This window comes from Solihabitans fulvus (assembly GCF_008386585.1).
In the GTDB taxonomy this organism is placed as follows: domain Bacteria; phylum Actinomycetota; class Actinomycetes; order Mycobacteriales; family Pseudonocardiaceae; genus Solihabitans; species Solihabitans fulvus.
Map to the genome: position 1 here is coordinate 19,359 of NZ_VUOB01000015.1, position 18,680 is coordinate 38,038.

At 72.9% G+C, this 18,680-nt stretch carries 16 protein-coding genes; 7 read left to right on the forward strand and 9 right to left on the reverse strand.

Translation table 11 applies throughout. The features are described 5' to 3' along the window. Positions 1 to 101 precede the first annotated feature (101 nt). Positions 102 to 1,307 carry a hypothetical protein gene (locus F0L68_RS09405; protein ID WP_149849110.1) on the forward strand — a complete coding sequence of 402 codons (1,206 nt, stop codon included), beginning with the start codon at positions 102 to 104 and terminating at the stop codon, positions 1,305 to 1,307. An 85-nt stretch (positions 1,308 to 1,392) separates the two neighbouring features. Here F0L68_RS09405 and F0L68_RS09410 read toward each other — a convergent pair whose 3' ends face one another. Genes F0L68_RS09410 through F0L68_RS42255 form a run of 3 tightly spaced genes read right to left on the reverse strand, consistent with a single transcriptional unit; the run spans position 1,393 to position 5,038 of the window. After that, positions 1,393 to 3,351 (reverse strand): glycosyltransferase, encoded by a 1,959-nt coding sequence (locus F0L68_RS09410; RefSeq protein ID WP_149849111.1) that lies wholly within the window; start codon positions 3,349 to 3,351, stop codon positions 1,393 to 1,395. Then, a complete protein-coding gene (locus F0L68_RS09415) occupies positions 3,348 to 4,874 on the reverse strand; it encodes a polysaccharide pyruvyl transferase family protein (RefSeq protein ID WP_188316476.1) in 1,527 nt (508 codons plus the stop codon). Before F0L68_RS09415 ends, F0L68_RS09410 begins: the two co-directional genes overlap by 4 nt. After that, complete coding sequence (locus F0L68_RS42255) at positions 4,871 to 5,038, reverse strand: hypothetical protein (protein ID WP_188316477.1); 168 nt, start codon at positions 5,036 to 5,038, stop codon at positions 4,871 to 4,873. The genes F0L68_RS09415 and F0L68_RS42255 overlap by 4 nt, the downstream gene beginning before the upstream one ends. A gap of 371 nt (positions 5,039 to 5,409) precedes the next feature. On the opposite strand from F0L68_RS42255, the gene F0L68_RS09420 reads away from it, so the two are divergent. Continuing rightward, a complete protein-coding gene (locus F0L68_RS09420) occupies positions 5,410 to 5,784 on the forward strand; it encodes a hypothetical protein (RefSeq protein WP_149849113.1) in 375 nt (124 codons plus the stop codon). 49 nt (positions 5,785 to 5,833) lie between these two features. Here the strand turns inward: F0L68_RS09420 and F0L68_RS09425 are convergent, their stop codons facing one another. From F0L68_RS09425 to F0L68_RS09435, 3 genes are all read right to left on the reverse strand, one after another. Continuing rightward, on the reverse strand, positions 5,834 to 7,873 hold the full coding sequence (locus tag F0L68_RS09425) for a multicopper oxidase family protein (RefSeq protein WP_149849114.1): 2,040 nt from the start codon (positions 7,871 to 7,873) through the stop codon (positions 5,834 to 5,836). Positions 7,874 to 8,085: 212 nt separating this feature from the next. After that, positions 8,086 to 8,763 carry a response regulator gene (locus F0L68_RS09430; protein ID WP_223198639.1) on the reverse strand — a complete coding sequence of 226 codons (678 nt, stop codon included), beginning with the start codon at positions 8,761 to 8,763 and terminating at the stop codon, positions 8,086 to 8,088. Next, positions 8,763 to 9,905 carry a sensor histidine kinase gene (locus F0L68_RS09435; protein ID WP_223198632.1) on the reverse strand — a complete coding sequence of 381 codons (1,143 nt, stop codon included), beginning with the start codon at positions 9,903 to 9,905 and terminating at the stop codon, positions 8,763 to 8,765. Before F0L68_RS09435 ends, F0L68_RS09430 begins: the two co-directional genes overlap by 1 nt. A 152-nt stretch (positions 9,906 to 10,057) precedes the next feature. Here F0L68_RS09435 and F0L68_RS09440 point away from each other — a divergent pair, with 152 nt between their 5' ends. The 3 genes from F0L68_RS09440 (at position 10,058) to F0L68_RS09450 (ending at position 11,483) form a co-directional block, all read left to right on the forward strand. Beyond that, positions 10,058 to 10,372: a nuclear transport factor 2 family protein gene (locus tag F0L68_RS09440; protein WP_149849115.1), complete on the forward strand. Its 315-nt coding sequence runs from the start codon at positions 10,058 to 10,060 to the stop codon at positions 10,370 to 10,372. 101 nt (positions 10,373 to 10,473) lie between these two features. Then, positions 10,474 to 10,749 carry a hypothetical protein gene (locus F0L68_RS09445; protein ID WP_149849116.1) on the forward strand — a complete coding sequence of 92 codons (276 nt, stop codon included), beginning with the start codon at positions 10,474 to 10,476 and terminating at the stop codon, positions 10,747 to 10,749. 245 nt (positions 10,750 to 10,994) lie between these two features. Beyond that, positions 10,995 to 11,483 (forward strand): hypothetical protein, encoded by a 489-nt coding sequence (locus tag F0L68_RS09450; RefSeq protein WP_149849117.1) that lies wholly within the window; start codon positions 10,995 to 10,997, stop codon positions 11,481 to 11,483. Positions 11,484 to 11,526: 43 nt separating this feature from the next. Here the strand turns inward: F0L68_RS09450 and F0L68_RS09455 are convergent, their stop codons facing one another. Together F0L68_RS09455 and F0L68_RS09460 are read right to left on the reverse strand one after the other, a co-directional pair. After that, positions 11,527 to 13,326, reverse strand: coding sequence for a gamma-glutamyltransferase family protein (locus F0L68_RS09455; protein ID WP_149849118.1), 1,800 nt, complete (start codon positions 13,324 to 13,326; stop codon positions 11,527 to 11,529). A gap of 57 nt (positions 13,327 to 13,383) precedes the next feature. Beyond that, on the reverse strand, positions 13,384 to 14,664 hold the full coding sequence (locus F0L68_RS09460; protein WP_149849119.1) for a UDP-glucose dehydrogenase family protein: 1,281 nt from the start codon (positions 14,662 to 14,664) through the stop codon (positions 13,384 to 13,386). A gap of 139 nt (positions 14,665 to 14,803) precedes the next feature. Here F0L68_RS09460 and F0L68_RS09465 point away from each other — a divergent pair, with 139 nt between their 5' ends. Then, complete coding sequence (locus F0L68_RS09465) at positions 14,804 to 15,766, forward strand: aldo/keto reductase (RefSeq protein ID WP_149849120.1); 963 nt, start codon at positions 14,804 to 14,806, stop codon at positions 15,764 to 15,766. A 344-nt stretch (positions 15,767 to 16,110) separates the two neighbouring features. Next, positions 16,111 to 16,869, forward strand: coding sequence for an SDR family NAD(P)-dependent oxidoreductase (locus F0L68_RS09470; RefSeq protein WP_149849121.1), 759 nt, complete (start codon positions 16,111 to 16,113; stop codon positions 16,867 to 16,869). Positions 16,870 to 16,929: 60 nt separating this feature from the next. On the opposite strand, the gene F0L68_RS09475 is transcribed toward F0L68_RS09470, so the two are convergent. Next, complete coding sequence (locus F0L68_RS09475; protein WP_149849122.1) at positions 16,930 to 18,573, reverse strand: TM0106 family RecB-like putative nuclease; 1,644 nt, start codon at positions 18,571 to 18,573, stop codon at positions 16,930 to 16,932. Positions 18,574 to 18,680 lie beyond the last annotated feature (107 nt).

An 18,680-nucleotide genomic window follows, 5' to 3' on the forward strand; every position in this document is an offset into this window, starting at 1 on the left:
GTCCGCCACAACGACCTTGTTTCGGCCGGACGATGCCGTGTGCCGGCGATCAGGTGCTTCAGCGACAATGACACCCGCTGGAGCGATACGGGAGGGGCCGGATGTCCTGGCAGGAAGAGCTGCAACAGCTCGACAGCGCGCTCGCTGAGGGGCGCATCTCAGCCGACGACTACCGACGTCGTCGGGACGAGGTGTTGGCGCAGGCGAGCGCGGCGCAACCGGCCGCACCGGCGCAGCCGCCGTCAGGGCCGTTCCCGCCGCCGTTCCGCTGGGCGCCGCCGACCCCGGACTCGACCCAGGTGATGCCGACGATCAAGGATTCGCCCGGCTCGGCCGAGGCGGACCGCACCCAGGTCGTGCCGAACGCCGGCCCCGCCGCGCGCCCGGCAGGGGGGCAGGAGGCCGACCGCACGCAGGTGGTGTCCTCGTCGGCCGGCCAGGCCGCGCACGCGGGCGGCCAGCAGGAGGCTGACCGCACGCAGGTCGTGTCCAGCCCCGGGCAGCAGCAGCAGCAGCAGTACCCGGCGCAGGCATATGGCCAGCCGAGCCAGCCCGGCTGGCAACAGCAGCAGCAGGACGTCGCCCCGCCGTGGGCCGGCACCGACATGCCGGCGCTGGACACCTCGTGGGGCATGCGGCAGGGGCCGGAGGTGTTCGACGACAAGCCTGGCGGCAACAAGGCCGGCAAGGTCATCGGCATCGTGCTCGCCATCGTGGTGCTCGCCGGCCTGGGCTTCGGCGGCTACATGTTGTGGGGAAAGGGATCCGGCGGCGGCGACGTGGCCGCGTCCACCACGACCACGACCACGACGAAGACCACGCCGCCGAAGCCCAAGGTGCCGCCCGGCCCGTTCGTCGAGGTCCCCGGCGGCACCTCGCAGTTCAACGCGGTTTCCATCGCCAACGCGCTCCAGGCCAAGGTGCCGACCCTGGAGGAGGCGACGCTGCTCCAGAACAACGGCGTCACCGAGGTGCGGTTCGTGCTCAGCCAGGACACCGACCTCAACCAGGGGATCTGGGGGTTCGTGCCGAGCACTGGGACGGACCCGGCCGCCGTGCTGAACGCCATCGACCAGCTCTACAACTCCGCCAAGTACCAGCTGCTCCCCGGCGGCCCACCCAACGTGCTGGTCAGGTACCTGCCCGCGTCCGACCACAACAAGACGCCGACCTACCGCGCGCACTACGTGACCGGCGGGATGGTGATCCGCGTCGAGGCGTACGGGACCGACGACGCGACGGCCAAGGCGGCGTTCGACGCGCTGTTGAAGCGCGAGACGGACAAGTTCGCGCCCGGCGCGCGCTGAGCCGACCCGGCCGCCGGGTGGCCCCGCCTCGCGGGGACCACCCGGTGCCGGCCGCGTTTCCGTGTGCCGACAACGCTTCCAGGCGCTAACGCTGGGGCGCGACTCCGCACGCGGCCAGGATCTCGTCGACCTCGCCGTCGAAGGCGCGGTGTGAGAACCAGGTCCCTGCAATGGTCAGCAGCTCCTGCTGGACGTCGGTCCACAGCGCGTCGTCGGACAGCAGCGCGCCGACCCGCTCGACGAACTCGACCGGGGACTGCGCCACCAGGTGCTTGGCGAGGGCGCCCAGGCGCAACCCCTCCGCGCCGACCGGCGTCGTGACGAACGGCAGGCCCGCCGCCATGGAGTCGAGGAACTTCAGCTTCACGCCGGCGCCGAACCGCATCGGCACGACCTGCACCCGGTACTTCGCGAGCCACCAACCGGGATTGGGCACCCGGCCGACGATCTCGATCCGATCGGAGGCCAGGGCCCTGACCGCCTTGGTCGGGTCCGCGCCGACAATGCTCAGCCGCAGATCGGGATGGGCGGCGACCAGGTCTGGCAGCACCCCGTCGGCCAGCTCAAGCACGGCCAGCTCGTTGGGGCTGCCGGCGCCGCCCATGAACCCGCCGAAGAACGCGAGCCCCGCCCTGCCCTCGACGCCGGGCACGAGCGCGGGCACCTCGACGGGGTAGCCGGCGACGAGGATCTCCGAGTCCGGCGCGATCCTCCTCGCCCACTCGGCCTCCTCCTCGGTGACGCACACGCCGACGTGCGACCAGCGGAACGCGTCCTCCTCGACCTTCCGCTGCCGGACGGCCTCGCGCTCAAGTTCCGCGCGCCGCCTCGGGTTCGTCTCCTCGGCGGCGAACTGCTCGCAGCGGCGGTGGAACAGCGACTCGGAGTCGTAGACCAGGACGGCCTGCGGCTGGTTCTGCTCGACGGCCTCGGCGATCCACTGCCAGTTGTGCGGCCGCATCACGATCACCACGTCGTACAGGCCGGCGCGTTCGCGCAGCACCTGGAACGGATTGTCGTGCCGCCACACCACTTCGACGCCCTTGGCGAGCAGGGCAGGCGCGTACTCGGTGGCGCGCTGCCAGTCCCTGGCCAGGAAGGTGACGCGGCGGTTCGGCGCGATCAGCGACTCCAACAGGCGCTGGGTGCGCGGGTCGCCGCTGCCCCGGTCGGCGTTGGGCACCCGGTCGTCCACCACCAGGATCCGCTCGTCGACCAGCACGTCCCGCGCCGCGTAGAACCGGTGCGGCAGCTTGTCGCGCGCCGGCAGCGCAGGCCGGCCGGCCAGGCCGGCACCCCAGCGGCGGAGGAACGTGCTGTGGTTGAGCTCCATCAGCTCGCGGGCGGTGTCCGAGCCGGAGGACCCGTGCCGTTGGTGCATGACCTCGCTGCGCGGATCCACCCGCACGGCGAAACCGGCCGCACGCAGCGCGAACGCCAGGTCGACGTCCTCGAAGTAGGCGGTGTCGTACTCCGTGGCGAAACCGGCGACCTGGTTGAAGGTCCGCCGCCGCACCAGCAGGCACGCCGCCGACGCGTAGTCGACGTCGTGCGCGAACAGCGTGTCGTCGGCGCCGAGCGGCGCGCCGTCGCCCCAGGCGCGGCACCAGCCGTCCGCGCCGACGACCGAACCGAACTCCTGGACCTCGCCGTCCTCGCCGCGCAGCACCGGCGCGACCGCGGCGACCCGCTCCTCGCGATCGAGGGTGTCGACGAGCGGTTCGAGCCAGTACGGCCCGACCTCGACGTCGGCGTTGAGGAAGCACAGGTAGGGCGCGCGGGCGTCCAGCGCGCCGAAGTTGGACCCCGCGCCGAAGCCGACGTTGCGGCCGAGCACGTGTCCCCGGCCGCCGCGCAGGTGGTCGCCGACCCAGCGGTCGGTGCCGTCCTCGGAGCCGCTGTCCACCACGATGACCTCGTGCGGCACGCGGGTGTGCTCGGCGACCAGGCGCAGGCACCGGTTGAGCATGGTGCGGCCCCCGTAGGAGACCAGCACGATCGAGACCTTCGGCGCGACGGGCTGCCGAGGAGCCTGGCCGCTCACGAGTCCGACCGCCTGATCTTGCCGTAGGCGGAGCGCAGCGGCTCGCTCCAGCGCACCAGCTTGGTGTCCTGCAACGCCTGGTACTCGCCCGCGTCGTGCCGGAGCCTGGCCAGCTCGACGACCATCTTGTCGTGCGCGGCCCGCAGCTGGTCGCGCTCGACCCTGAGCTGTTCGCGTTCCGCGCGCAGCTGGTCCTGTTCGGCGCGCAGCTCCTCGTTCCGGTCGACGAGCACGAGGCGCTCGACCGCCTGGCGCTGGCGGGTCCGCTGGTAGGCCTGGCGCAGCAGGCGGCTCTGCCTGGTGAGTTCCGCGATCCGCGCGGCGGGGTCCCCGCCGCGCTCCTGCCACGAGCGGAACGCGATCTCGGCGACCCGGTCGAAGTGCTCGTCGATCTGCCGTTGCAGCTCGGGCAGGCCGGCCCGGTCGGGCGGCCGGCTGAACGCGACCCTGATGGCGTTGCTGACCGTGTCGCCGTCGACGCCGCGCTGGTCCGGCGCGCCGAGAGTCTCAGCGAGCGCGCGGAGCTTGCTCTGGTCGAACAGGTCGAGGATCACCCAGGGCTTGCCGTAGACGTAGGCGGCGATGGTGGCGTGGAAGCTCATCGCGATGACGCCGCAGGAGCCCCACAGCGCGGCCAGGATGTCCTCGGGCGGCAGGCCGCCGGGCAGCCGGTACACCGTGCGGCCGGACAGTTGCTTCTGGAGGGCGTCGGCGAACAGGTCGTCGCCGTGGCACGGCCCGGTCTCCAGCAGCACGATGTCGGCCTGGACGGTCCCGTCCTGCGCCCACTCCAGGATCCTGGCCAGTTCGCCCGCCTGCGGCACGGCGGACCGGTTGGCCTGGACGATCAGCGCGGGGCGGTCGCTGGGGTACCACTCCATGAACTTCAGGTAGCGCAGCCGTTCCTCGAGCAGCTCGGGCGCGACGAGCCGGTCGAGCAGGAAGCCGAGGTCGGGCACGATCGCGACGTCACGTTCCACGCCGCACGCGCGCAGCCGCTCGAGCGACAGCGGGTCGCGGACGGCGACGTACTCGCGTCGGGTCACCGCGTCGTTGATCATGCCGGCCTGTTCCGGGCTCGGCACGAACGGGATGCCGACGGCGTTCCAGACGACCGGGTGGGTCTGCTCGAAGTCGGCGCCGAGACCGTCCACGAAGAACCGGCTCGGCGCGCGGCTCGCGAGTTGCTCCGGGGTGGCCTCGTAGGCGGACGCGAGCAGCTCGTCCTTGAAGTGGATGATCTCGCCGCCGCCGATCAGGGTGAGGTCGGCTGCCTCGGACAGCTCCTCGGCCCGCAGCGGGCTCCAGTCGCCGAGGGACTCGGCCACGTAGCCGCCGTCCATGCGGCACGGGTGTTCGGATCCGTAGGGCGAGAACGGGCGCACCCGCCATCCGTCCAGGCGACTGAGGATCTCCTGTTCGGTCACCCTGGGAAACAGGTGGTCCCCGAAATTGTCGAGATCGAACGTCCCCCACACCGCGATCGTGCCGACCGGGCGCCCGCTGTCCTGACTGCGACTCACAGGTGGTGACTGTAGCCGGGCGCTCGGCCCGCGAACGCCGATATGCGGTCGTCGGGCCCCGCTCCGCCGCCGGGGCGATCAGGGTCCTCGGCCGGGGTCGCCGGCGGGGTCTCCTGCCGGGCCCCCTCGGCAGGGTCCGCCGTGCCCGGACGGTCCAACGTCATGCCCGGACGGTCCAGCAGGCGGCCCGTCCCGCGCCGGATCCGGCGCGGATATGGCGCGAATCACAGTGGCAACCGCGCGTCGGTTTCACACGTCTTTCTATGGCAGCGAGTCACCCGGGTGGCCCACGCCGCCCGCAGGAGGAAACGATGTGGTTGCAGGTGTCGCTGGTCGCTTTGGGCGGTGTCGCCTTTGTGGCCAGACTGACGAGGTTGCTCCGATCCGCCCCGCGAAAGGCACCCGGCGACAGCGGTCACTGAAACTCCGGGTTAACGCACCATGTCTCACCCGAGTGGCCTAGTACTAATGGCGGATTGTGCACCCAGAGTAAGATCTTGACCGATCGAGGGAACCTCATAAAGGCAGGTGAACCGTGGATCTCGCACTGAGCAAGGTCATCGAGCTGCGTGAGAGCGGGTTCCAGTTCCTCCACCTGCGGGATGAGGACGGACAGCTCGACCGAATCATGGGCTTTCGGCACCGCAGGGGCTTCATCGACTCGATCCTGTTCTGGTCCGAGACAGAGGCGCGCGCCGGACGGCTGCCCGCGGTCCGCGACTCGTCGAGGCCCGCCCAGGCCGTGTGGCTCTACGAGGGCCCGCTGGTCGAGGCCGTCGACCGACTGCTCGACCTGCCGGAGCCCGGCACGCGGCACGCTCCCAGCCTGATGAAGCGCACCGCGTCGGACCTCTCGGTCGTCACCACCCTGCCGTTCAGCCTGAAGCTGCCGCCCGGCGCGATCGCCTGACGAGCTCCCCCGGCCCGGCCGCCGTTTCGTCTCGCTTCGGCGGGATTCCCTACTCCGGCATGTTTCCGGTGTCCTTGCCGACCGTGAACGGCGAGCGAACTCCCTCGTAACCGAGGTGCATGGTCATCCCGCCCGCGGCGTGCCCAAGATCGTGGCAGTGGTCCATCCAGATTCCCGGGTTGTCCGCTCGGAAGGCGACCTCGGCGGTCTCGCCGGGACGCACCAACACCGTGTCCAGCCACAGCGGGCTGCCGGTGACCGCGACCCCGTCCTTGCTCAGCAGCAACACCCGATGGCCGTGCAGGTGCATCGGATGGTCGGCCAGCGTGCGGTTGCGGAAGGTCACCCTGACGAGATCACCCTCGCGGACGGTCAGCATCGGGACATCCGGGAACACCTGGCCGTTCATCGCGAACACGAACCCGAACGCGCCGCCGTGGAACCCGAGGCCCTGGTCGAGGTCCACCAGGTAGGTCCGGTCGAACCGGCTGGCCGCGCCGAAGGGCGTGCCGGTCGGCGTGCCGTAGCGGGTCAGGTCGAGCGCCCGGCCGCCGGTGGCCGCCGGGATCGTGGCGTGGCCGTCCGGGCTCAGCACGTAGCCGAGGTCGGGCGCACCGTCCACGGACACCCGCACCGGGTGGTCGGGCATGGTCAACGCGATGTCCGCCCGGCCGCCGCCGCCAACGGCGACGGTCTCGTCGCGCAGCTCGCCGGGGTCGTGCAGGTCCGTGCCGTCCAGCGCAGCCAACCGCCACGGGCCGCCGGCCACCGCGAGCGTCCTGGTCGCCGAGTCCGCGTTGACGAACCGCAGCCGGACCCGGCTGCCCGGCGCGACGGCGCGCGTCCGGACGCCGTCGTCCGCGCCGAAGGCCGGTCGGCTGCCCCGGTCGGTCGACCAGTCGTGGTAGACCAGCGCCTCGTCGACGTCGGCCGGGTTCGCCTGGTCCGCCGGATCGACCACGAACAGGCCGAACAGCCCGTGCGTGACCTGCTCGTTGGCCAGCTCGTGCGAGTGGTACCAGTAGGTGCCGACCTGGTTGGCCTTGAACCGGTAGGTGAACTGGCCGCCCGGCTTGACCGCGTCCTGCGTCACCCCGGCGACGCCGTCCTCGGCGTTGGGCACGTCGACGCCGTGCCAGTGGATGGTGACCGACGGCGTGCTGAGGTGGTTGACCAGCGTCACCTCGACGACGTCGCCCTGCCGCACCCGGATCGGCGTGCCGGGCAGCGTGCCGCCGAAGGTCCAGGCGTCCACGGTGGCCCCTGAGGCGAGCGGCAGCCGCGCCTGGCTCGCGGTGATGGTGAACCGGCGCACCGGTCCGTCCAGTGTCCCGCCGGCGAGGTCGGTGACCTGCCGGACCGGCCCGACGGTCGGCATGGCGTGGCCGCCATGACCTGCGGAGTCGGTCATGGACATGGCCGCCGGCATGGCCGAGCCGGTCACGCCGACCGCGCCGCAGCCCGCGGCGGCCAGCGCCAGCACGAGCGGGGCCGCCAGCCGCGCCAGGGGGCGGGGCCAGCGCAGCGTGCTCGGCCGGCCGGTCAGCGCCCGCTCCCGCTGCGCGACGTCGACCACCACCACGAGGCCGACGAGCGCGAACACCCCGAGCACGGTGGCCATGGCCGAGTTGGTCGGCACCGTCAGCGCCAACACGGCGGACGCCCCGCCCGCGACCGCGAGCAGCCGAGCCGGCAGCACGAACCGCGCGGCGGCGAGCCTGGCGCGCCGCTGCGCGGTCACCGGGGCCGCGGCGTCGAACGGCGCGCCGCCCGTGCGGACCAGGCCGCGCAGGACCGGCGCGGTGCGCAGCAGCGTCAACACCAGGGGCGCGCCGATGACCAGGAGGTCGAGCAGCGGACGGGCGGCGAACTCGACGCCGTTGCGGAGCAGCAGGACGGCGACCACCAGCTTGGCGAGCACGAGCGGCAGCGCGGCGAGCAGCGAGCGGTAGGCCACCTTCGCGGTGCGGACGACGCGCCGGATGTCCGGCCGTCCCGGCAGTCGGCGCACCGCGCCGGCGAGGAGCAGGAGCGGTAAGAGCAGGAGCACCGAGCTGAGCAGCTCGACGGTGAGGGCGATCAAGTACATGCCGGAAATGCTCGGCGGAAGTCGATCTAGCGTCGTCCGTCGCAGGGAGACACTCTGCGGTACGCGGCTGGGAGGTGCCGACTGCGTCCCTCGACGTAGCCGGCAGATGGGAACAGGCTCGTGGGAGTAGCCAGTGGGTTGGAGCAGGCTCGTGGGAGTAGCCAGTGGGAGTAGTCAGCCGAGGGGCCGGGTCGCCACCGACACCCGAGGGCTCAGCGCGGGCGCGGCGAGACCAGCCCCGACTCGTAGGCCAGCACCACGAGCTGCGCGCGGTCGCGCGCGCCGAGCTTGGTCATCACCCGGCTGACGTGCGTGCGCGAGGTGGCCGGGCTGATCGTCAGGTGCTCGGCGATCTCCTCGTTGGACAGGCCGCCCGCCACCAGCGCCAACACCTCGCGCTCGCGGTCGGTCAGCTCGCGCAGCGTGCCGGGGTCCGGGCGGCGGTGCTCCGGCCGCGCGGCGAACTCGGCGATCAGCCTGCGCGTGACGGTCGGCGCGAGCAGGGCCTCGCCCTCCGCGATCACCCGCAGCGCGCGCAGCAGCTCGACCGGCTCGGTGTCCTTGAGCAGGAAGCCGCTCGCGCCAGCCCGCAACGCCTCGAACACGTACTCGTCGACGTCGAAGGTGGTCAGCACGAGCACCTTGACCTCGGCGAGCGCCGGGTCGGCGGTGATCTGCCTCGTCGCGGCGAGACCGTCCATGCCCGGCATGCGGATGTCCATCACGACGACGTCCGGCAGCTGCTCGCGCGCCCGCAACACGGCCTGCGCGCCGTCGCCGGCCTCGCCGCAGACCTCGAAGCCGTCCTCGGTGTCCAGCAACAGCCGGAAGCCCGCCCGCACCAGCGCCTGGTCGTCCGCCAGCACGACCCTGATCGGCCGCGAGTCGATCACTCGGCATCCCCTCCGACCGGCAGCATCGCACGAACCTCGAACCCGCCGTCCGGCGCGGGGCCCGCGGTCAGCGAACCGCGCAGCGCCTCGGCCCGCTCCCGCATGCCGCGCAGGCCGCTGCCGGCCCCGACCGACGGCGAAGCCGCGCCGGAACCGTTGTCGCGCACGGTGATCTCCAGGCTGTCCTCGGCCCGGCGGAACCGCACCGTGATCAGGCTCGCGTCCGGCGCGTAGCGCAGCGCGTTGGTCAGCGACTCCTGGAGGATCCGGTAGGTGGCCACGTCGACCGGCGCCGGCAGCTCGCCGTGCTCGCCGGACACCTGGACCGGGATACCGGCCGCGGCCAGCGGCGCGAACAGCTCGTCCATCCTGCGCACGGTCGGCGCGGGCGCGTTGCCCTCGCCGGTGCGCAGCACGCCGAGCGTGGCGCGCAGGTCGACCAGCGCCGCCCTGCTGGCCTCCTTGATCGCGATCAGCGCCTCGACCGCCTTGTCCGGCCTGCGGTCGGCGACGTGCACCGCGACCCCGGCCTGCACGTTGATCATGGCGAGGCTGTGCGCGACGACGTCGTGCACCTCGCGGGCGATGCGCAGCCGCTCCTCCTCGGCCAGCCGCCGCGCCTGCTCCTCGGCCTTCTCCCGGCGCGCCGCCGCCCAGCCCTGCCGGCTCCTGGCCGCGACGCCGCTGGCGACCACGGCGGCCAGCAGGGCGGCCATCCCGAGCAGCCTGGCGTCCAGGTACCACCACTCGCTGTCGCCGGACACCACCTCGTCGGCGATCCCGGCCAGCACGACGCACCCCGCCGCGACGCCGGCCACCAGCGGCCCGCGCTGCCTGGCCAGCGTGAACAGCGCGACGACCGCGAGGACGGCGGCGGGACCGCCGAGACCGGACAGCCAGTAGTAGGTCCCGGCCGCCGAGGCGCTGAGGACGAACACGGTGAGCGGGAACCGCCGCCGCCACAGCAGCGGCAGCGCGGCGCCGACCATCCACAGGTAGGCCCAGCCGGGCAGCGGATGGCCGGCCTGGGCGGCGTGGTAGATGGTGACGGTGCCGAGCACGAACGCGGTCAGGCCGAGCACCGGCACCCAGTCGGAGCGCCACAGCCTGCACAGGCTGGCGGGCAGCGGGAACGGCACGTGCTGACGCTACGGCAGGACGCCGCCTCTCCGCGTACGTCGAGCGGCGCGTTCCCGGCGTACGGCGGTGGCGGTAGGCGGCGGTGTCGGTAAGCGGCGGCAGGCGGCTGTTCCTTTTGCGATCTTCGCCCGCCTGTCGGACGCTGGGCGGCATGGACGCTGCTGAGCTGACCAACCCGGCGGTGCGCTCGGTCGTCACGGCCATGGAGCGCCAGGACCGGGACGCGTTCTACGCCGCCTTCGACGAGGACGCGAAACTCACCGACGACGGCAACGCCCAGCCGTTCCGGACCTGGGCCGAGCGGGAGGTCTTCAGCAGCCACGGCCGCCTCGCGGTGGAGCGGGAGGCCGAGGACGGCCTGTACCTGACCGGCGAGTACCGGTCGGACCTGTGGAACATGCCGACCTTCTGGCGGTTCATGGTGGAGGACGGCAAGGTCGCGCGGCTCGACGTCGGGGCCATGTAGCCCGCGCTACTGCCGGGTAGTCACCCTATGCGGCGAAAAAGTCCACGCGGTCGACTGAGCGACGTTGCGTGGACGGCGGCGACCGCGACATCGTCCGCGCCATGAATATCCGGAAGATCGCCGCTGGGGCGGCCATCACCGCCGCCGGCGCCGTCACCATGCTCGGTCTGGCCGGCAACGCCAACGCAGCCGTCGACGGGGGCGCGAACCTCGGCGGCCCGAACCTGGGCGGCCTGTCCGACGGCCTGACCAACGGTGGCGGTGTCAGCGCGCTGAACGACCACCAGGGCGACATCAACCTCAAGGCCATCGCCAAGAACCTCGACGTGCCCGCGGCCGGCGTCGCGCTGCCGATCAACTCGCCGCGCCTGCCCTGAGAGCTCCTAACCCCATCCCCCGCACCACCGGCTGGCCCCGACCCGCTCCCCCTGGGTCGGGGCCGTTTCATGCGCTCAGGGCCCGAGACAAGGGCTCTATGTCCGAATCACCCGTTGTGGTGGTAGTTACGCGTGGGACTGATGTTTCGCGCTGCGCGGCCTTCGGCCGCTCCCTAGGTTCGCCCAGGTAGGCCCCGGGAAGGGACGAAGTTCCACCCGGAAACCCCACGAACCGAGGTCCAGTCATGAACTTCAGGAAGACCCTTGTAGCAGCGGCAGTCGTCGTCGGCATGGTCAGCCTCACCGGATCCTCCCTCGCCGACACCGGCGCCCCGCTGAGCGGTCCCGCCGGCGCCACCGGAACTGCCGCCAACCCAACCGACACCGCGACGGGCGGCACCGGGGCCAAGGTCCCCGACGCCGGTCCCGTCGCCGCACCAGCCGCACCGGCCGCCCCAGCGGCACCGGCAGTGCCGAAACCGGACGGCGCGACGGCCGCGACCCCGGCTCCGCCGGCGGCCATCGACCCGAAGGACGCCGGCCCACTGGAAAGCCTGACCGGGCCGGTCACCCAGCTGTTGGACCAGGTCTCCGGCCTCACCGACCAGCTGAGCGCGGCGGCCGGCCCGCTCGCCCCGGCTCTGACGGCGCTGAAGCCGTTGCTTGAGACGGTGAAGAAACTGCTCTCCGGCCTGCTCGGGGGCCTCAAGCTCCCCGGCTCGCGGGTCCGCTGACCGATCGCCGCGCGCGGGGCGGGATCCGCTCCGCGCGCGGTGTTCAGCGGCCGACGGCGTAGCCCTGCGCCCCGCGCGGGTTCGCGCCGGCCCGCAACAGGCCGGACCTGGGGTCGCGGGCCACGGCGGACAGCCTGCCGAGCGACCACGGCCCCGCGTCGACGATCCGGTGCCCGCGCTCGGCCAGCTCGGCGAGCGTGTCGACGCCGAGCCGCGACTCCACCGCCAGCTCGCCCGGCTGCCAGGAGCGCGGGTAGAACGAGCTGGGGATCGCGTTGGAATGCCAGGCCGGCGCGTCGATCGCGGCCTGGAGATCGAGCCCGCCGACGGTGTGCGCGAGCCAGAAACACAGCTGCCACTGGTCCTGCTGGTCGCCGCCAGGCGTGCCGAAGGCCATGGTCGGCTCGCCGCCGCGCAGCGCGAGCGACGGCGTGAGGGTGATCCTCGGCCGCTTGCCCGGCGCGAGCGAGTTCGGCAGGTCCCGGTCCAGCCAGAACATCTGCGCCCGGCTGCCCAGGCAGAACCCGAGCGACGGGATCGTCGGCGAGGACTGGAGCCAGCCGCCCGACGGCGTCGCGGACACCAGGTTGCCCCAGCGGTCCACCACGTCGATGTGCACGGTGTCGCCCCTGGTCGTGCCGGCGCGGCCCACGGTCGGCTCGCCGATGGCCCCGAGCGAGGCGACCGCAACGTCGTCGGTCGCGCCGCGCCCCTGCGCGATGTGCGCCGGCAGGCGGACGTCCCTGCCGTCCGGGGAGCCCGGCCGGAGCACCATGGACGCCTGGTCGCCGACCAGGCCCCGCCGCAGCGCCGCGTACTCCCGCGACAGCAGCGCGTCCAGCGGCACGTCGTCGGTGTCGCCGTACCAGGCCTCCCGGTCGGCGAAGGCGAGCTTCGCGCACTCGGTGGCCAGGTGCACGGTCTCGGCCGTCGGCACACCATCCACATAGGACAGTCGGTCCGCGAAACCCTCCAGCAGCAACAGCTGCTGGGCCAGCACGGGTCCCTGGGTCCACGCGCCGCACTTGGCCAGCGTCCACTCGCCGAGGTCGACGGTGACGGCGTCCTCGTAGGTCGCCGACCAGCCGGCCATGTCCTCGCCGGTCAGCACGCCGGCGTGCGCGCGGCCGGAGTCGTCCAGGTAGGCGGTGCGGCAGAACTCGTCCACCTGCGCGGCCACGAACCCCTGGGACCAGGCCCGCCTGCCGGCCTCCAGCTGCGCCTCGCGGTCGCCGCCCGCGGCCTCGGCGGCGGCAAGCAGCCACTCCCAGGTGTCCGCGAGCCTCGGGTTGGTGAACCGCGTGCCAGGCACGGGCGGCCGGTTGTCCGGCAGCCACAGCTGCGCCGAGGTCGGCCAGTGGTCCCTGAACAGGTCGGCGACGGCGGCCACGGTCGCGGACACGCGTTCCAGCAGCGGGAAGCCATCGCGGGCGTAGCCGATCGCGTAGCCGAGCACGTCCCGCAACGACTTGGTGCCGTGATCGCGCAGCAGGGTCAGCCAGCCGTCCCACGCGCCCGGCACGGTGGTGGCGAGCAGACCGCTGCCCGGCACCAGGTCGAGCCCGAGGTCCCGGTAGTGCTCGATGGTCGCGGCGGCCGGCGCGACGCCCTGCCCGCACAGCACCTTCGGCGCCTGGCCCTTGGCGGAGAACACCACCGGCACCTCGCCGCCTGGCCCGTTGAGGTGCGGTTCGACGACCTGGAGCACGAATCCCGCCGCGACGGCGGCGTCGAAGGCGTTCCCGCCGTCCTCGAGCACCGCCATGCCGGCCGAGGAGGCCAGCCAGTGCGTCGAGGCGACCATGCCGACCGTGCCTGCCAACTCAGGGCGGGTAGTGAACACGTCAACAACTTACGCGGAAGTCCGGCCTTTCGTTACCCCCGCTAAGTACGGTCTTGACTACGGCCTGCGGCCGATTCCCCGGTGCCGCAGGCCCGCCCTGCGCAGCGCGTCCGGGTCGAGGTGGTTGCGCGTGTCCAGCACGGTGTCGCCGTCCATCAGCTCGGCGATCAGCGGCCAGTCCAGCATCCGGAACAGCGGCCACTCGGTGAGCAGCACCACCGCAGCAGCGCCCTTCGCCGCCTGGTAGGCGTCGTCGACGAGGCGAAGACCCGGCAGCTGCCCGGCGATCTCCGGGTCGTAGCCGGTCAGCTCGGCGCCCTCGGCCGCGAGCAGCTTCGCCACGGCCAGCGCGGGCGAGTCGCGCAGGTCGTTGGTGCCGGCCTTGAACGCGAGCCCAAGCAGGCCGATCCGCGCGCCGGCCAGCGAGCCGCCGACGGCCTCGCGGACCTTGGCCACCACCCGGTGCTGCTGCCGCGAGTTCGCCTCGATGGTCGCGCCGAGCAGGTCGAACTCCAGGCCGGCCGCCTGCGCGATCTGCAACAGCGCGTGCGTGTCCTTCGGCAGGCACGAGCCGCCCCAGCCGGGACCGGGGCTCAGGAACGACTGGCCGATCCTGCGGTCGTAGCCCATCCCCTCGCAGACCGCGGTGACGTCCGCGCCGAGCAGCTCGCACAGCTCGGCCATGGCGTTGACGTAGGACAGCTTCATCGCCAGGAAGCAGTTGGCCGCGTACTTGACCAGCTCGGCGCTGGCCGCGTCCATCAGCACCGTCGGCGCGCCCAGCTTCGCGAACAGCGCTGCGACCCGCTCGGCCGCGGCAGGGTCGTCCGAGCCGACCACGATCCGGTCGGGGCGCAGCAGGTCGCGCACCGCGCTGCCCTCGCGCAGGAACTCCGGGTTGCTCACCACGGCGACATCGGCCCGGTCGAGCAGCTCGGCGACCGCGACCGACGTGCCGACCGGCACGGTCGACTTGCACACCACGACGCAGCCGGGCGGCAGCACCGCGCGGACCTCCTCGGCCACCGACCGGACCGCAGTCAGGTCGGCCGCGCCGCCAGCGCCCATCGGCGTCGGCAGGCAGAGGAACACCACCTCGGCGTCGGCCACCGCGTTGCCGGCGCCGACCACGAACTCCAGCCGGCCAGCGGCCAGCCCCTCGGCCACCAGCTCGGCGAGGTCCGGCTCCAGGATGTCGACCTGGGCCTCCCGCAACCTGGCCACCTTGGCGGCGTCCACATCGGCGCACACCACCCGGTGCCCGAGCGAGGCGAGACACGCCCCCGTGGTCAACCCCACATAGCCGGTGCCGACAACCGCGATTCGCCGGACGAACATCGCAACCACCTCCGACCTCGGAGGACGACGGTCGCAGCCCCAGTTTGCCGAGGCGCTAACGGAAGTGGACCTTCGCGAATACACCGCGCGACGGCACGGACGTGACGGGACACGGCGAGCGGTCGTAGGGTCACCCCCCGTGGAACAGCGTCGCCTTGGTGAGTCGGGTCTCGTCGTCAGCGCGGTCGGCCTCGGCTGCAACAACCTCGGCCGGCCGGGCACGGTGACGGAATCGCTGTCCGGCGCCCGCGCCGTGGTCGGCGCGGCACTGGACAGCGGGGTGACGTTCTTCGACGTCGCCGACGTCTACGGCGCGCCGCGCGGACGCAGCGAGGAGCTGCTCGGCCAGGCGCTGTCCGGGCGGCGCGACCACGCCGTCATCGGCACGAAGTTCGGCCTGGACATGCAGGGCGCCAACGGCGCGGACTTCGGCGCGCGCGGATCCCGCCGGTACGTGCGGCGGGCGGTGGAGTCCTCGCTGCGGCGGCTTGGCACCGACTGGATCGACCTCTACCAGCTGCACCGGCCCGACCAGGCCACGCCGCTCGAGGAGACGCTGTCCGCGCTCGACGACCTCGTGCACGAGGGCAAGATCCGCTACGTGGGGCACTGCAACCTGGCCGGCTGGCAGATCGCCGACGCCGCGTGGACGGCGGGGTCGAGCTCGCTGACCGCGCCGGTCGCCGCGCAGAACCACTACTCGCTGCTGGAGCGGGAGGCCGAGCGCGAGGTGATCCCGGCCTGCGAGCGGTTCGGGCTCGGCGTGCTGCCGTACTTCCCGCTGGCCAACGGGCTGCTCACCGGCAAGTACCAGCGGGACGCGGACGCGCCGCCCGGCAGCCGGCTGGCCAGCCGGTCGCGGCTGCTCGGCGAGGCGCCGTGGGAGCGGATCGAGAAGCTGCGGGCGTGGGCGGGCGAACGCGGCATCAGCATGGTGCAGCTGGCCATCGGCTGGCTGGTCGCGCAGCCGTCGGTGGCCTCGGTGATGGCCGGCGCGACCACGCCAGAGCAGGTGCGGGCCAACTCGGCGGCGAGCGCGTGGCGCCCCAGCGCGGAGGAGCTGGAGCAGCTCGACGCGATCTGCCCGCCGGGCAAGCGCTGACCGACGGCGGTGGGGAGATCGTTCTCAGGTCGTAGCCGAGGGTGATCCGGGTAGTCCCCCGGGTGCATGCCGGAACAGCCCTGCCGGACGACGCGAACCGAGCCGGTCCTGGCGCACTGTGATGGCATGGATCTGATCGGGATCGTGTTGCTGTTCGCGGTGCTGTCCCTGCTGGCCGCGCTGCCGCTGGTGGTGCTGCTGCACGGGGCCGACTGGCGCTCCGACCGAAGGGGCTCGTCGGGTTAGCCCCGACACAGGGCCGGCAGCGGCCCATGAACGACCGTTAACCTCTGCGCCAGCACGGTGTGCGACGAAGCACCACAGTGCCGGCGAGGAGGAGAAGCATGCAGATCACGGGTACCGCAGCGATCGTCACGGGTGGGGCCTCCGGGCTCGGTGGCGCGACCGCTCAGGCGCTGGCCGGCGCGGGGGCGACGGTGTTCGCGCTCGACCTGCCCGGCGCGATCGAGAAGGCCGACGCCGTCGACGGCGTCAACTACCTGGCCGCCGACGTCACCTCGGCCGAACAGGTCGAGGCCGCCGTGGCGACCGCCGCAGGATCCGGCGCCCCGCTGCGGATCGTGGTGAACTGCGCCGGCGTCGGCACCCCCGGCCGGGTCCTGGGCAAGAAGGGCCCGCACGACCTCGACGTGTTCCGTCGGGTCATCGAGATCAACCTCATCGGCACGTTCAACGTCATCCGGCTGGCCGCCGCCGCGATCGCCGCGACCGAGCCGCTGGCCGCAGGCGAGCGCGGCGTGATCGTCAACACCGCCTCCGTCGCCGCGTTCGACGGCCAGGTCGGCCAGGCCGCGTACGCCGCGTCCAAGGGCGGCGTCGTCGGCATGACCCTGCCGATCGCCCGCGACCTGTCCACCAGCGGCATCCGGGTCATGACGATCGCGCCGGGGATCATCGACACCCCGATGATGGCCGGGGTGAGCGAGGAGTTCCGCGCCGCGCTCGGCGACGGCGTGCCGTTCCCGAAGCGGCTGGGCAAGCCCGAGGAGTACGCGCAGCTCGCGGTCGCGATCGTCGAGCACGACTACCTCAACGGCGAGGTCATCCGGATGGACGGCGCGCTGCGGATGGCGCCCCGCTAGCCGTTTCCGCGAAGCCAACGGTTTCCGCGAACTCTCCTGCGCCGAACTCCCCTGCGCCGCCTACAGATCCCCGGCGTAGGGGAGTTCGCGCACCTGCGGCGATGACATCCAGCTCCGCAGCGTCCACGTCGCGCGCACGTCGTCCTCGTTGTACTCCAGCAGCCGCCGCCGCTGCCCAGGGTCCGGCTCGCCGCCGTCCATGCCGACCGCGTCCCGGTACCAGCGCATGGAGTTCTCGCCGCTGGCCTCCGGGTCGCGCCAGTGGAAGCCGGCGACCGGCGCGATCGTCTTGAGCCCCTTGCCGTGCGCGCACAGGAACTGCTCGCGGACGCTGCCGAACAGGTCGATCCACGCGTCCGAGCCGATGAACTCCCGCACCTGCGCCTGCGTCGGGATGCCCGGACTGCCGGCGAAGCGCTCGGCCGAGCCGAGCAGCCAGCGGTTCTCCGCGAGCTCGTTGTAGCAGTAGGCGCGGAAGGTCAGCCCGCGCGCCAGCGCCCGCAGCCGAACACCGGTGAACCAGCCCCAGAACTCCGCGAAGGACCGCGCCTCGTCGGCGCACGGCAGCGGATCCCAGGTGACGAACGCCCGATACCCCTGCGGTTCACCGATGTCCTTACCGGACAACCAACATCCCCACAGGTAGGCGCCGGAGTCGCCGAAGCTCTCCATGTCGACGTCGATCTCGACGTCCGCCCTCGGCACGCTCACGTCGGGCACCCTGCGCACCACGGCGAGGTCCCGCAGCCACGCCCTGGCCAGCACCACCCCGTCCGCGAAGGTCATGCCGACCAGCGGGGTCGGCGACTCCGCCGCCGGGTCCAGCGCGGCAAGTTCGTCCACAGTGGACACACCGACCCTGCGCAGCGCCACCGCGTCCTCGCCGCGCAGCACCAGGCTCACGTCGCGGGTGGCGCGCAGCTCGGCCTCGCAGGTCGGCCACCACGGGCAGCTGCGGCACTCGACGATCCGCGACGGCCGCGCCAGCGGCTGCGCCCCGGTCGCCGCGGCGGTGGCCACCGCGATCCGGTCGGCGAAGCGCGAGTCGTACTCCGACAGCGCGGTCCGGCCGCCTGGCCAGGTCGGCGCGTCGAGGTCGTGCCACACCACCACGTCCGCGTCCATGCCGACCACGCCGCCGGTCGCCCTGCCAGGCACCGCGTAGCCCGCCGCCTGGAGCATCCGCTGCGCGTGGGCCAGCCTGAGCTGGTCGCGCGGCTGCGGGCGGATCCTGCGCAGCGGGTCGACCCGGCTGCCCCTTGGCAGCGGATCGGTCAGCGGCGACGTCCGCGCGCCCGCGCCCCGGTCACTGACCTTGTGCCGCACCACGAGGATCGGCACGTAGCCGTCGTCGGCGCGCACCAGCAGGTCGATCGAGCCCCGGCGGCCGCCGGAGGGGTCGCGCGGCAGCTGCGCGCCCCACACGAACCGGGCGCCCGCCCGCAACGCGGCGAGCGTCGCGCGCTCCCGGTCGCCCGAGGACACGTCGGGGCCGAAGGGGATCTCCGTCCAGTCCGAGCCGACCAGCCGCGCGATCTGCTCGGCGACGCCCCTGCGGTGCGCGGCGGCGTCCGCGATGCGCTGCTCGGTGGCGGGATCGGCGGCGGCCTTGGGCACGTCCCGCATGGCCGGATCGTGTTCGAGGTGCACCCGCCGCCGGCAACGAGTGACCACACCGGCATCGAGGAGCACTGTGGACGTCACCCCGCCAGGGTATGTCCAGGCGCACCCGGCGGTGCCGGCAACCTCGCCGGCACGGGCCGGACGGCCGTGCCGGCGTGCCCACGGGGACCGTCACCTCTAGGGTTTTG